The sequence below is a fragment of the Acidaminococcus timonensis genome (assembly GCF_900106585.1).
Taxonomy (GTDB): domain Bacteria; phylum Bacillota; class Negativicutes; order Acidaminococcales; family Acidaminococcaceae; genus Acidaminococcus; species Acidaminococcus timonensis.
In genome coordinates this window covers 318,027-331,411 of the sequence record NZ_FNWH01000005.1, presented here as the reverse complement: position 1 = coordinate 331,411, position 13,385 = coordinate 318,027, and the positions used below count along the sequence as shown (strand labels likewise).

Genomic DNA, 13,385 nt, shown 5'->3' with positions numbered 1-13,385 from the left:
GTGACTAGTGACGGGGTGTGAAAAAGCATTGTTCACACCCCCTTTTTTATGCATCTTCCCAGACCTTTTCTGCGATGGAACGGATCAGCCGGAGCTTGGCCCACTGTTCTTTTTCCGTCAGCAGGTTGCCTTCCTCGGTGGAGGAGAACCCGCACTGGGGGCTCAGGCACAGCTGGTCCAGGGGCACATACTTTTCGGCTTCGTGGATCCGGGCGATGATGTCTTCTTCTTTTTCCAGTTCCGGGGTCTTGGAAGTCACCAGGCCCAGCACCACCTGCTGGTTTTTGATGTGGCGCAGGGGTTCGAAACCGCCGGCCCGGTCGCTGTCGTATTCCAGGAAAAATCCGTCCACGTTACAGTGGCCGAACAGGGTCTCGGCTATCGGCTCGTAACCGCCGCTGGAGAACCAGGTGGAGCGGAAGTTGCCCCGGCAGATGTGCATGGTGATGGTCATGTCATCGGGTTTGGCTTCTAGGGCCCGGTTGATCATGGCTACATAGTGCTTGGCCAGTTCGTCCAGGTCGAAGCCCCGTTCTGCGTAGGCCTTCCGTTTATCGGCGTCGCAGAATTCACCCCAGCTGGTGTCATCCAGCTGCAGGTACCGGCAGCCGGCGGCGTAGAAAGCCTTGATGGCGTGCTGGTAGGCGATGGCGATGTCGTGGAACAGCCGGTTCTGGTCCTGGTACTGGGGAATGGGTTCATAGTGCTTTTCCCGGACGCAGCAGATCAGGTGCAGCATGCTGGGGGAGGGGATGGTCATCTTCACCAGGGTGTCCTTGCAGGCGATTTTCTGCAGGGCCTTGAAATGGTCCAGGAACGGGTGGCTGCCGAAATCCACCAGGCCGGTGATCCTGGCGGTGCGAGCCTTGGGCTGGGCGCCTTTGAAGTGGACGGACCAGTTTTCGGCAGAGATCTCCGTGACGCCCTGCAGTTCGGTCAAAAAGTCCAGGTGCCAGTAGCGGCGGCGGAATTCCCCGTCGGTGACGGCGTGGAGGCCCACTTCTTTTTCTTTGGCCACCAGGTCGGCGATGGCGGCATCTTCAGCGGCCTTTAGTTCATCGGCCGTGATCTTGCCGGCAGCGAATTCGTCCCGTTTTTCTTTCAGGGCAGCCGGACGCAGGAAGCTGCCAACGATATCATAGCGGAAGGGGGGTCTATTTTTTACAGTCATGATATTCATTCCTTTCAATGGGTATTTCAGAGGTCTTTTGAAAAAGTATGGCCTTAGGATACCATAAAGGTAGGGATTGGGCTAATACCGAAAAAGTAGCGATAGCCATAGCTTGAACGCATAACAAAAAGAGAGCACCGCAGTTGCGGTGTGATGTGACCCCAAAAAGTTAGACCTTAGTAACGAGATGGTTTTTACCGTCTCGTTACTTTTTTATGCTGCCTGCAAGGAAAGCCTGTATTGAACAGGACTTTTCCAGCCCAGTTTTTCCTTGATTCTTTGCTCGTTATAGTATTTGATGTATCGTTCGATAGCGCCTTTTAATTCTTTGTAGCTGTAGTAGGTCACTCCGTAATATATTTCCTGCTTCAGTAAGCCGAAGAAGTTTTCCATTACAGCGTTATCATGACAGTTGCCTTTTCGAGACATGCTCTGAAAAATTCGTTCGTTTTTTAGTCTTTTGGTATAGAATTTCATTTGGTATGCCCAGCCCTGATCGGAGTGAAATGTTCTTCGATACGGACAATCAGCAGTAATTTTGATTGCTTTGGCTTGAGCTTCCAGTATGCTGTTAGCCGAAGGATATTTGGCTATTCCATAGCTGATGATTTCATTATTGAACATGTCCAGGAAAGGATCCAGATAAAGCTTGCGCAGAGTCAAATGTCCCTGTGAATCTGCTTCATAGTATTTGAATTCTGAAGTGTCGGTCGTAATCTTCTGGTGAGGGATATTCGTCTCAAAACGACGATGTATCCTATTTGGAGCAATGGTTCCTACCTTACCCTTATAGGAGCTGTATTTACGGCTCTTCCGGGTAAAAGATGTTACCTGAAGGCTCAGTTTCTGCATGATACGTTGAACTTTCTTCTTGTTCACGCAAATCCCTTGGTTCTTTAGCTCACCGGTCATGCGACGGTATCCATAATCTTTATGCTGGCTGCGGATTTCCTGTATTTTCTCCTCTACTTCCTGGTCTGGATTCTCGCGGTCAAACCGTTTCTGCCAGTACATATAGGTTGCTTTGGGCATTTGCGTATAGGAGAGAATGTCTTTCAACTTGAATGATCCTCGGAGACTGGAGATGATTTTCGCAACTCTCTCATTTTTGCTTCGTCCTCTAAACGCAGTCTCCTCAGTTCTTTTAAAAAAGCATTCTCTATTCGGAGTTTAAGGTTTTCATTCTCTAACTCCTGGACATGTTCCACACTGATGTTGACCATCGGTTGTTGAACCTGGGTATCTGTTTTTTTGGGTTTTGATTGGCTCAAAGTCTTTTTCCTACCTTTTTTATGTGACCGTAACGCATCCGGCCCCGCAATTTTAAATTCATTGACCCATCTGGAAATCAATGACGGATTGTTGATTCCTACACGAATTGCCAATTCCTGATATGAGATTTCATTTGTTAAGTAAGACTCTACCACAGAAAGTTTTTCTTTGAAAGAGTATATTTTTTGAGAGCGAGATCTCTTCAGACCATTATCTCCAAATGCCTTGTAAGCAGCAGCCCACTTTAGCAGCTGGCTGCTACTTGCCATCCCATATTTACGTGAAATAGAAATACACCCTTTGTCACTGTTCAAGTATTCCAGTACTATTTTTTTCTTAAATTCATAGCTGTGTCTTGCCATAAAAAAACTAACCCCCAATTGTTAGATTTTTGGTCTAACAATTGGGGGTCAGCTCAGTGCTCTCGCGTAACAGGCCAGGGGCCCTGTTTAAATCATGATTTCCCGGCGGGCCAGGTTTTCGTCGAAGAAGCCTTCCTTCTTCTTTTCGGCCCTGGCTTTGGGCTGGGGTACGCCGGAGGTCTGGATGTTCTCCACGAACAGCAGCAGCCGGTTGGCTACGTTGGCGTCGCTGACGCTGCTGTCGAAGTCCAGGCTCAGCAGGTTCAGCTGGGGATACAGGGCCTTGACCTTCTTTTCGATGCCCTTGGAGATGATGTGGTTGGCGATACAGCCGAAGGGCTGCAGGCTCATCACATTGTTGATGCCGTGTTTGGCGAAGTTCACGATTTCCGCCGGCAGCAGCCAGCCTTCGCCGAACTGGGCAGCCATGTTGATGATGGCCTTGCCCTCATTGGCCAGGTCGAAGATATCCTCGATGGGGGTGAAGTAGGAGAACTGTTCCCCGATCTCATTGAATTTCTTGATCTGTTTGGTGACCCACATGTAAATGACATCCACAATGACATTGGGGATATGGTGCCGTTCCAGACCGAATTTCCGGTTGGTGATCCGGTTCACGAACGCCTGCATGAAGAACGGAGTCAGGAGCGGAGGCATTACTTCGATGCCGTGCTCCATGAGCCAGCCGGTCACGTTCTTGTGGGCAAAGGCATTGAACTTCAGGTAGATTTCGCCCACGATCCCCACCTGGGGCAGGTGCACATCCGGCTTGGCCAGAGCGTTGAATTCCGACGCGGCTTCCTTCAGCAGTTTCAGCAGGCCGTTGGAGTTGTTGGCTTCGATCTCTTTCTTGGCCAGTTCCAGATATTTGTCCTTCAGCTCCTGGGCCTTGCCCTTTACTGTCTCCCGTACTACGGAAGCATTGAAGAATTTGGACAGGCAGTCAGAGAACAGGACGGTAGAAATGGTGATCTTGGCGATCTTCAGCCAATTGATTTCGAACCCGGGCTGGTCGTTCTGGATATTCTTGCTGGTGGCCAGGGAAATCACCGGAGTATCCTTGAAGCCGGCTGCGATCAGGGCATGCTTGATCAGGCCGAAGTAGTTGGACGCCCGGCACTGGCCGCCGGTCTGGGTGATGGCCACGGCGGTCTTTTTGGGGTCATATTTGCCGGACTGCAGGGCCCGGATGAAGTCGCCCACCACCAGGGTGGCCGGGTAGCAGACTTCGTTGTTGGCATATTTCAGGCCCAGGTCCGCCGTCTGCATGGTGCTTTCCGGCAGGGTCACCACATGGTACCCGATATTCTTCAGGACGGAGGGAATCAGGGGCGAAATGAACGGGGTGAAGAACGGAGACAGGATGGTGTAATCCTTCATGCTCTTCTCGAAGCGGGGCGGCTGTACGAAGGGTTCTTCCTTGGGTTTGGCATCCCTGTTGTAGCGGATGCTGTCCACCATGGAGCGGACCCGCAGCTTCAGGGATCCGATGTTGGACACATCGTCGATCTTCAGCAGGGTCAGGGCCTTGCCGTGGCGCTGGAGGATGCCCCGTACCTCGTCCTGGAGGAAGGCATCCGGGCCGCAGCCGAAGGAGGTCATTTCCATGAAGTGCACGGAGTTGTCCTGGCGGGCCACCCAGTCAGCGGCCTTGGAGATCCGGTTGATGTAGGCCCACTGGCGCACCAGATAGGAATCGTCCACGGTGATGGAACTGTCGTCCCGCACCAGGTCTTCGTTGATCACGTTGATGCCCATGGCCGCAATGGATTCGCTGAGCTTGTGCTGGATCAGCGGGTCCGTATGGTAGGGCCGGCCGGCCAGCAGGATGGTCAGCTGATGGTTCTTCCGGCTGTCTGCCAGGATTTCCTCGTTTTTGGCCTTGATGGCCTTGCCGTATTCATCCTGGGCTTTGAGGGCCGCTTTCAGGGCCTTGTCGGCGGTGAACCGGTCGAAACCGATGTAGCTCAGGTATTTCCGGATCTGCTTCTTCAGCAGGTTCGGATCCTGGAAGTTGATGGGCGGGGAATCGATGGGAATGTCCGTATCCACCACGCTCTTGATCACGTCGGAATACCCGGAGACCACCGGGCAGTTGTAGCTGTTCAGCTGCCGCTTGTCGTCCTGCCGTTCGTAGATCACGTAGGGCATGAAGATCCGGTTCACCCGCTTGCGGATCAGGTCATTGATATGTCCGTGGACCAGCTTGGCCGGGAAGCAGATGTTGTCGCTCATCACATCGTGGATGCCGCCTTCGTAGTTCTTGAAGGTGGAGGGATCGGACAGCTGCACTTTCAGGCCGCAGGTGGTGAACAGGGCATGCCAGAAAGGATAGTCTTCATACATGTTCAGGCAGCGGGGGATGCCGATGGTCCGCTTGGCATCCTCATTCACCGGCCGGTCGAACAGCAGCCGGTATTTGTAGTCATAGATGTTTTCCCCGGGCTTCTGGTCTTCCCCGTTGTTGGTGAAGAACTTTTCGCATTTGTTGCCGGAAAAGTACACTCTGCCGTTGCTGAAATTGTATTTCTTGATCAGGCAGTTGTTTTCACAGCCGTGGCACTGGAGCTGGCTGTCAGTATAGTTGGCCACATGGATCATCTCGTCCAGGGTCACTTCCCCTTCGGCCCGGCTCCGGGCGAACAGGGCGCAGCCATAGGCTCCCATGATCTCGGGGATGTTGCTGCGGTGTACAGTGGTGCCGGTGAGCAGTTCGAAGGCCCGGACCACGGCATCGTTCTTCATGGTACCGCCCTGGAGCACGATATCCGTGCCCAGTTCGTGGGTGTTCTGCAGCTTCAGTACCTTGTACAGGCAGTTCTTGATGACGGAATAGGCCAAACCGGCGGAGATGTCGGCGATGGTGACTCCTTCCCGCAGGCTCTGCTTCACCTTGGAGTTCATGAACACGGTGCAGCGGGTACCCAGGTCGCAGGGTTCCTTGGCTTCGCAGGCCAGCTTGGCAAAATCACTGACACTGTAGTTCAGGCCCTTGGCAAAGGTTTCCAGGAAAGTACCGCAGCCGGAGGAACAGGATTCGTTCAGTTCCATCCGGTTCAGCACACCGTGGTCCACAAAAATGGCCTTCATATCCTGTCCGCCGATATCCAGGATGAAAGAGACATCCTTGTTGATTTTCCGGGCGGCCAGGTAGTGGGCGATGGTCTCGATGATGCCGGTCTTCAGGCCGAAGGCAGCCTTGATCAGATCTTCCCCGTAGCCTGTGGAGCAGCTGCCCAGGATTTTGGGGTTGGCCCCCACTTTCAGGCATTCTGCGTAGAAGGCCTCGAAGGCCTCCTGGACGGCACCGATGGGGTTGCCGTTGTTGGGACCGTAATGGGTGAACAGGATCTCGTCTTTGGGATTGGTGACCACCAGCTTGGTGGTGGTGGAACCGGAGTCGATGCCCACGTACACTTCGTCCGTATCTGCCGTCAGGGGAGTCAGCTGGATGAAGTCTGCTTCCTTGGCCTTTTTCCAGGCCGCATAGTCCTCCGGCGACTGGAAGATGGGAGGCAGTACATCATCGGTCCGGACGGATACCCTGGGAGCGCTTTCCAGCTTTTCAATGAGCTGATCGAAGCTGATGGAGGGGGCATCGGACGCGCTGAGGGCCGTGCCGTAGGCCGGAATCAGGTTGGCGTTCTCCGGAACGATGAAGTTCACATAGGGAATCTGCAGGCAATCCATCAGGGCCTTGCGCAGGGCCGGCATGAAGGTCAGCGGGCCGCCGCACAGCAGGACCTTGGGTTCGATGGTACAGCCATGGCTCAACGTGGCGATCACCTGGACTGCCACCGCATGGAAAATGGAGATGGCGATGTCTTCCCGGCTCACGTTCTTGGCCAGCAGGTTCTGGATGTCCGTCTTGGCGAATACACCGCAGCGGGAGGCAATGTAATGGACGTGTTTGGCTTTTTCTGCCAGCCCGTTCAGTTGTTCGATGGGAATCCCCAGCAGGACGGCCATCTGATCCAGGAAAGCCCCGGTACCGCCGGCGCAGTTGCCGTTCATGCGCAGGTCGCAGCTGCCATCCTTTTTAATGTAGACAATCTTGGCGTCTTCGCCGCCGATGTCGATCAGGGTTGCAGCTTCCGGATATTTGGTTTTCACGAACTTGGTGGCCGCGATCACTTCCTGCACAAAAGGCAGGTCGAATTTCTCTGCAACGCCCATGCCCACCGATCCGGTGATCTTCAGTTTCAGGCTGGCGCCGCCGATCTGGGAACGGAGATTCTTCAGTTCTTCCCTCAGGACGCCGGCCACATTGGCCTGGTGCCGTTTGTACCGGGAGAATACCATATGGGAATGGTTGTCCAGCACCACGATCTTACAGGTGGTGGATCCGATGTCTAAACCTACACGATACGTACTCATAATGCACCTCATTCTAAAGTGTATATCATTATAGCACAATTGAAGTAAAAATCCAGTTGCAGGGGCAACCGAAAGAAGCAGATAGGCTACAATACCCGCAAAAAAACAAAGAAAGCGGGAGAAAAAATAAATTTATTCCCAAAAAAGAATTCTTATTGTTTGCCCGGGAGTCCTTTTATTTCCGGAAGGATAGAAGGAAAGTGGCCTAAAGCAGGAAAAATATGATAAAATAATACGATTATAGTCAATGACAAGGGCCGGAGCAGCCCAGGTGGGGATTCCGGTTTCAGATACAAGATAAAGGATGGATGGCATGGCGCAGCAAGAACAGACTTCCGCAAACAGCAAAACCAAGAAATTCCTGAAAGGGACCATGATCCTGACCATTTCCAGCATTGTGGTCAAGGTGATCGGCGCCCTGAACTGGGTGATCCTGTCCCGGGTCATGGGGGGCGAAGGCATCGGCCTGTACCAGATGGGGTTCCCCATCTACCTGATGGCCATCACCGTGTCCTCTGCCGGCATCCCGGTGGCCATTTCCATTGTCACCGCGGAAAAGGTGGCCAAAAAGGATTACGGAGGCGCCCAGCACGTATTCAAAGTGTCTCTGTGGATGATGCTGGCCACGGGCCTGCTGTTTACAGGGGCCCTGCTGGCCCTGGCACACGTTTTGGTGGAATCCGGGTTCATTCCGGACCCCCGGGCTTATTATTCCATCATCGCCCTGGCACCTGCCGTGTTCTTTGTGACCTTCCTGTCCAGTTTCCGGGGATATTTCCAGGGCTGGCAGATCATGACCCCTACCGCCTGCTCGGAAATCACGGAGCAGCTGATCCGGGTGGTGACCATGATCGCCTTCTCCTATCTGCTGCTGCCCTACGGCCTGACCTATGCGGCTGCCGGGGCCAGCATGGGGGCCGGCGCCGGGGCCTTCTGCGGCCTTCTGGTCCTGCTGGGGTTCTACCGGAAACTGAAGCATAAGTTCTTCCCCCAGGGGGAAGAGAACGTGCCGCCTCAGGAACCGGAACCGGCCGGCAAGATCATCAAACGGCTGATCATGCTGGCTCTGCCCGTTTCCATGGCCAGCCTGATGCTGCCCATCGTGTCCAATCTGGATATGGTCATCGTGCCCCGCCGGCTCATGGCCGGTGGCTGGTCCATGTCGGAGGCCACCACCCTGTTCGGGTACCTGACAGGGATGGCCGTGCCTCTGGTGAATATGTCCACCATTTTGACGGCGGCCCTTTCCATCAGCCTGGTGCCTGCCATCAGCGAATCCCGGACCCTGGAGGATACGGAGGGGATCCGGGAGAAAGTGGCGGCGGCCTTTTCCGTGGCGGCTGTGATCACCATTCCCTGCAGCATCGGTCTCCATGTGCTGGGGGGACGGGTGGCGGCCCTGATCTATAATGCCCCCAAGGCCGGGCCTTCCATCGAGACCATGAGCTGGGCCATTTTCCTCCTGGGGCTGCACCAGGTAAGTACGGGCATCCTGCAGGGCCTGGGCAAGACCAAGATCCCGGTGTTCAACATGATCATCGCGGCGGCTTCCAAGGTGTTCCTGAACTGGAACCTGACGCCCACCATGGGCATCGTGGGGTCCAGCTGGGCCACGGTGGCGGATATCGGCATTGCGGCCATCCTGAACCTGTTCTTCATCAAGAAATATACAGGCTTCTCTCTGGAGCTGAAGCAGCTGGTGAAGACGGCCGTGGCAGCGGTGGCCATGGGAGCTGCAGTGAAGGGCTTTTTGGCCCTGGTGCCCAACTGGGGCGCCTGGAGCATCCTGGGGGGCATGGCCGTGGCCATCCCTGTGTACGCCCTGTTGCTGCTGGTCCTGAAGACCATGCCGGAAGATGAACTGGCCCAGATTCCTTTTGTGGGACGGCGCATGGTACGGCTGGGACATCAATTGAAATTGTTGTAAAAAAAGCGGTTGTGAAAAATCACAACCGCTTTTTTTACGGATTGAAATGCTCCTCCAGGGCGTCCAGCAAGGCCATTACGTGGGGGCGGTCTTCCTCCTGGCGCCAGCAGAGGTACACCTGGTGCAGCGGGGTGACCTCCTTCAGAGGAAAAGCGGTGAAGCCTCGGCCGGTCATGGCTCTGGCCACGGAGCAAGGGACGATCATCCAGTCCTCCGGGGCCTGGAAATACTTTTCGGCGGTGGGGGTGCTGTTCACCCGGATCTTGCTGTCCAGGATCCGCCAGTGGGTATCATGCCAGGCGCGGAACCCGTCTGTAAAGCTCTGGAAGATTTCCTGCCGGGCATCCAGCTCCCTGACAGAAAGCTCCTTTTTTCCGCGGAAGCGCCCCGGGTCCTTCATGACCACCTGAAAATATTCATCATAGAGCAGCTGGCTGACCAGGCCATGCCCGGTATAGGGAATCTGGACAACCCCCAGATCCAACAGTCCTTCCAGCAGCAGCTCCCGGATCTCGTGGCTGTGGTGATCCTCCAGGGTCAGGCTGAACCGGGGATGGGTCACCAGGAAGCATTCCAGGAAATCGGACAGGAAGGCCTCTTGGACGCTGCGCATGCAGCCCAGCCGAAGGAAGAACCGTTCCTGTTCTTCCTTCAGGGCCCGGCTTTCTTCATACAGTTCCAGCATGCGGGTGGCCAGCACCAGGAACTTTTCGCCCCGGCTGGTGAGCTCTGCCTGCTGCCGTCCCTTGCTGCGGACCAGCAGGGGATAGCCCAGTTCTTCCTCCAGCTGGGCCAGCCGCTTGCTCAGGGTGGACTGGGTCAAAAAGAAGGCTTGGGCAGTCTGGGTCATATTCCGGGTGCGGCACAGGTCACGGAACAGGAGGAGGGTGGATGTATCCATGGGAATCGCCTCTCTTTAAATATTCTCATAAAGAATATTATAAAGTTGAAACAATCATTTTACAACTGTTTCCTCCTGCTTTATACTGAAGGCGTCAAAGGGAAGAGCCCTTTGAAAGAGCAATGCACGGAATGGAAAGGAAAAGGTGAGCATCATGAGAGAAACCTTTAAAGATAGCGTTGCAGACATGGTCACGAAAGTGGATAAGGATGAATTCCTGCGGACCCGTCTGGTGGCCTGGATGAATCTGTGGGACACTCCGCAGAAACCGGAAGCAGAAAAGCGGTGCTGCTGCAGGAACCGGAAATAAGGAGGTGGAAGCATGGAGCTGCGGATCGCTGAACGGATGAAAGTGCTGGAACCTTCCGGAATCCGGAAGGTCAACGAAAAAGCCCTGGCCATGGAACGGCAGGGCGAGAAAGTCCTCCATTTTGAACTGGGACGGCCGGATTTCGATACGCCGGAATACATCAAGAAAGCCTGTATGGCGGATCTGGAAAAAGGGGATGTATTCTACACCTCTAATTTTGGGACCATGGAACTGCGCAAGGCCATTGCCTGGAAGCTGAAAACCCAGAACCACATCGACTACCGGCCGGAGGAAATCCTGGTCACGGTGGGGCTGTCGGAAGCCGTGTACGAAGCCATGGCCGCTCTCCTGGATCCGGGCGATGAGATCCTGGTACCCAATCCCGGCTGGCTGAACTACAAGAACATCCCCAGGACCCTGGGGGCAGTTCCTATCTTTTATACCTTAAAGGAAGAAAACGAATACCAGCTGGACCTGGACGAAATCCGCAGCAAGATCACGGACAAGACCCGGGCCCTGGTCTTGATCACACCCAGCAATCCCACCGGTGGCGTCCTGTGCGAACGGGTCCTGAAGGAACTGGCGGACATCGCCATCCAGCATGATCTGATGGTGCTGTCCGATGAAGTGTACGAAAGGCTGCTGTATGATGATGCCGAACACCGCAGCATTGCCGCCTTGCCGGGCATGAAGGAACGCACCGTGACCCTGAACGGGTTCTCCAAGGCCTATTCCATGACGGGCTGGCGCCTGGGTTATGCGGCGGCTCCGGAGGAACTGATCCGGACCATGAACAAACTTCATCAGCATGTGACCACCTGCGCTCCTTCGTTTGTGCAGCAGGCCGGGGTAACGGCCCTGCTGGACGAAAAAGAGGAGGTCCGGGACATGGTGAAAGAATATGCCCGCCGCCGGGATTGTGCTGTGGAAGCGATCAACGCCACGCCGGGCATCCATTGCCTGAAGCCCAAAGGGGCCTTCTACATCTTCATCAATATCAAAGGACTGGGCATGACTGGGGATGAATTCGCACCCTATCTGCTGGAAAAGGCCGGGGTGGCCATGGTTCCCGGCAGTGTGTTCGGACCGGAAGGGAAATACTACATCCGGATGTCCTTTGCCAACAGCCTCGAAAATGTGCAGGAAGGCTGTCGGCGGCTGGCTCAGGTCTGTGCAGCAATCATGGAGAAAAAAGGATAAGCGAGGAGGAAAACAACATGCGTCTGGCAACCATCCAATTGAACGGCCGTGAAGTGGCCGGTATCGTTACAGAAAAAGGGGTACTGCCCATTGAACGCCTGAACGCCGCCAGGGGGCTGGCCTGGGCAGAAAATCTGTTGAGCCTGATCCAGAAGCAGCAGGTGCAGGGCCTGACTGCCTGGTATAACGGCGGCGGCCGGGAAGAACTGGAAACCATCCCGGGGATCGTTCCCCAGGAAAAAGTGGTTTATGGACCTCTGTACCGGAATCCGAAACGCATCTTCGGTATCGGCCTGAATTATCGGGACCATGCAGGAGACATCGGCAGTGCACCTCCTTCCGGATTCCCCGGCAGCTTCTTCAAACAGGCTGACACGCTGATCGGCCCCGGCGACGCCATCAAGCTGCCGAAATTGAAGGAAGCCGTGAAAACTACGGCCGAAGCTGAACTGGGCATCATCCTGGGGAAGGACTGCCGGGATGTGGAGGAAGCTGACTGGCAGTCCGCCATCGTGGGTTATACCACCATTTTGGATATGACGGAAGAATCCATCCTGAAAGGGAATGAATTTCTGGCCGGCAATCCCCGGTATCTGACCATCGTGAAGAACTTCCCCACATTTTTCTCCTTCGGTCCGGAACTGGTGACTCCGGACGAAGTCCCCGATGTGACGAAACTGGAGATCCAGAGCGTCCACAATGGAGAAGTCCACGCCAAAAACACGGTGGACCATATGATCCACCAGCCACCCAAACTGATTTCCCTGCACAGCAGGATCCAGGGCTGGTTTGCCGGCGATGTGCTGTCCACCGGGACACCCCGGGCCTTCCACATCGTGGATGAGGACAGGGCAGAATGTCGGATCTGCGGACCGGATGGCTTCACCATGCGTCCGCTGGTGAACCCGGTTGTCGATCTGAAGAAGCACCCTGAAGCAGAATGAGAGAGGAGAAAAACATGGATCTGGGATTCAAAGGAAAAGTCGCACTGGTATTGTCTTCCGCTTCCGGTATCGGGAAGGGAATCGCTACGGAGTTTGCCCGGGAAGGAGCTGTGGTGGCCATTGCCACCGCCAAAGCCTATGAAAAGGACCTGCTGCAGGCCCAGGAGGACATTGCTCAGGCCACCGGGAACCGTCCCCATATCTTCTTCTATGATGTGAAGGATCCTGACAGCATCACGAAGATGGTCACAGAAGTGGGGAATAGCTTGGGCGGCTTGTACGCCCTGGTGAACCATTGCCCCGGGCCCAAGGCAGGGAGCTTTGAGACCTTGACGGAAGAAGACTGGGCCGACGGCTACGAAAAATGCCTGCACAGCTATACTTTCGCCATCCGGGCAGCCCTGCCGTTCATGAAGGAAGCCGGCGAAGGCCGGATCCTGAACAGCACGTCCTCTTCCATCAAACAAGCCCTGGACAACCTGATCCTGTCCAACACGTTCCGCATGGGTGTGGTGGGCATGAGCAAGACCCTGGCCCGAGAACTGGGGAAATACGGCATCCTGGTGAATACCATGGGACCCGGCCGGATCTATACTGCGCGGATCGCCTACCTGAATGGCATCCGGGCCCAGAAAGCCGGCATGACGGAAGAAGAGTACACGAAGAAGGACTGCGCCAGCTTCCCGCTGAACCGGTACCAGAACGTGGAGGAATATGGCCGTACCGCCGTGTTCCTGTGCTCTCCGGCCAACAGTGGTGTCAGCGGACAGCATCTGCTGTGCGACGGCGCCATGACCACGGCGTACTGAATCGGAAAATCTGGAACTTTATGTAAAATTTTTGACAACCGGCTTGAAGCGACCTTCCATCCGCGCTAAAATAATGACTTGGTAGTCAAGGATGTGCAAGACCAATCAAACA

10 protein-coding genes are annotated in these 13,385 nt (G+C 54.9%); 5 read left to right on the top strand and 5 right to left on the bottom strand.

Annotated features, from left to right (window positions below):
- Positions 1 to 46 precede the first annotated feature (46 nt).
- The 4 genes from BQ5462_RS03525 to BQ5462_RS03510 form a co-directional block, all read right to left on the bottom strand.
- A complete protein-coding gene (locus BQ5462_RS03525; RefSeq protein WP_205407923.1) occupies positions 47 to 1,171 on the bottom strand; it encodes a 5-methyltetrahydropteroyltriglutamate--homocysteine S-methyltransferase in 1,125 nt (374 codons plus the stop codon).
- Positions 1,172 to 1,384: 213 nt separating this feature from the next.
- A complete protein-coding gene (locus BQ5462_RS11630; protein WP_235819542.1) occupies positions 1,385 to 2,257 on the bottom strand; it encodes an IS3 family transposase in 873 nt (290 codons plus the stop codon).
- A complete protein-coding gene (locus BQ5462_RS11625) occupies positions 2,227 to 2,805 on the bottom strand; it encodes a helix-turn-helix domain-containing protein (RefSeq protein WP_071141584.1) in 579 nt (192 codons plus the stop codon). The genes BQ5462_RS11630 and BQ5462_RS11625 overlap by 31 nt, the downstream gene beginning before the upstream one ends.
- An 87-nt stretch (positions 2,806 to 2,892) precedes the next feature.
- Positions 2,893 to 7,182, bottom strand: coding sequence for an acyl-CoA dehydratase activase-related protein (locus BQ5462_RS03510; RefSeq protein WP_071142034.1), 4,290 nt, complete (start codon positions 7,180 to 7,182; stop codon positions 2,893 to 2,895).
- Positions 7,183 to 7,495: 313 nt separating this feature from the next.
- Between BQ5462_RS03510 and BQ5462_RS03505 the strand changes: the two genes are divergently transcribed.
- Complete coding sequence (locus BQ5462_RS03505) at positions 7,496 to 9,109, top strand: putative polysaccharide biosynthesis protein (RefSeq protein ID WP_143038011.1); 1,614 nt, start codon at positions 7,496 to 7,498, stop codon at positions 9,107 to 9,109.
- A 34-nt stretch (positions 9,110 to 9,143) separates the two neighbouring features.
- On the opposite strand, the gene BQ5462_RS03500 is transcribed toward BQ5462_RS03505, so the two are convergent.
- Complete coding sequence (locus tag BQ5462_RS03500; RefSeq protein ID WP_071142032.1) at positions 9,144 to 10,010, bottom strand: LysR family transcriptional regulator; 867 nt, start codon at positions 10,008 to 10,010, stop codon at positions 9,144 to 9,146.
- A gap of 154 nt (positions 10,011 to 10,164) precedes the next feature.
- Here BQ5462_RS03500 and BQ5462_RS11215 point away from each other — a divergent pair, with 154 nt between their 5' ends.
- The 4 genes from BQ5462_RS11215 to BQ5462_RS03485 are packed head-to-tail and all read left to right on the top strand — an operon-like array spanning position 10,165 to position 13,273.
- Entirely contained in the window at positions 10,165 to 10,320 is a 156-nt protein-coding gene (locus tag BQ5462_RS11215; RefSeq protein ID WP_159429666.1) for a hypothetical protein, read from the top strand.
- Positions 10,321 to 10,332: 12 nt separating this feature from the next.
- Complete coding sequence (locus tag BQ5462_RS03495) at positions 10,333 to 11,520, top strand: pyridoxal phosphate-dependent aminotransferase (protein ID WP_071142031.1); 1,188 nt, start codon at positions 10,333 to 10,335, stop codon at positions 11,518 to 11,520.
- Positions 11,521 to 11,537: 17 nt separating this feature from the next.
- The gene (locus tag BQ5462_RS03490) at positions 11,538 to 12,464 is read left to right on the top strand and encodes a fumarylacetoacetate hydrolase family protein (protein ID WP_071142030.1); all 927 of its coding nucleotides are present in this window, start codon (positions 11,538 to 11,540) and stop codon (positions 12,462 to 12,464) included.
- Between the two features lie 14 nt (positions 12,465 to 12,478).
- Positions 12,479 to 13,273, top strand: coding sequence for an SDR family oxidoreductase (locus tag BQ5462_RS03485; RefSeq protein WP_071142029.1), 795 nt, complete (start codon positions 12,479 to 12,481; stop codon positions 13,271 to 13,273).
- Positions 13,274 to 13,385 lie beyond the last annotated feature (112 nt).

Coding starts and splice junctions, on each gene's coding strand:
- BQ5462_RS03500 (WP_071142032.1), bottom strand. CDS start 10,010: ATGGATACATCCACCCTCCTCCTGTTCCGTGACCTGTGCCGCACCCGG.
- BQ5462_RS11215 (WP_159429666.1), top strand. CDS start 10,165: ATGAGAGAAACCTTTAAAGATAGCGTTGCAGACATGGTCACGAAAGTG.
- BQ5462_RS11625 (WP_071141584.1), bottom strand. CDS start 2,805: ATGGCAAGACACAGCTATGAATTTAAGAAAAAAATAGTACTGGAATAC.
- BQ5462_RS03485 (WP_071142029.1), top strand. CDS start 12,479: ATGGATCTGGGATTCAAAGGAAAAGTCGCACTGGTATTGTCTTCCGCT.
- BQ5462_RS03495 (WP_071142031.1), top strand. CDS start 10,333: ATGGAGCTGCGGATCGCTGAACGGATGAAAGTGCTGGAACCTTCCGGA.
- BQ5462_RS03510 (WP_071142034.1), bottom strand. CDS start 7,182: ATGAGTACGTATCGTGTAGGTTTAGACATCGGATCCACCACCTGTAAG.
- BQ5462_RS03525 (WP_205407923.1), bottom strand. CDS start 1,171: ATGACTGTAAAAAATAGACCCCCCTTCCGCTATGATATCGTTGGCAGC.
- BQ5462_RS03490 (WP_071142030.1), top strand. CDS start 11,538: ATGCGTCTGGCAACCATCCAATTGAACGGCCGTGAAGTGGCCGGTATC.
- BQ5462_RS03505 (WP_143038011.1), top strand. CDS start 7,496: ATGGCGCAGCAAGAACAGACTTCCGCAAACAGCAAAACCAAGAAATTC.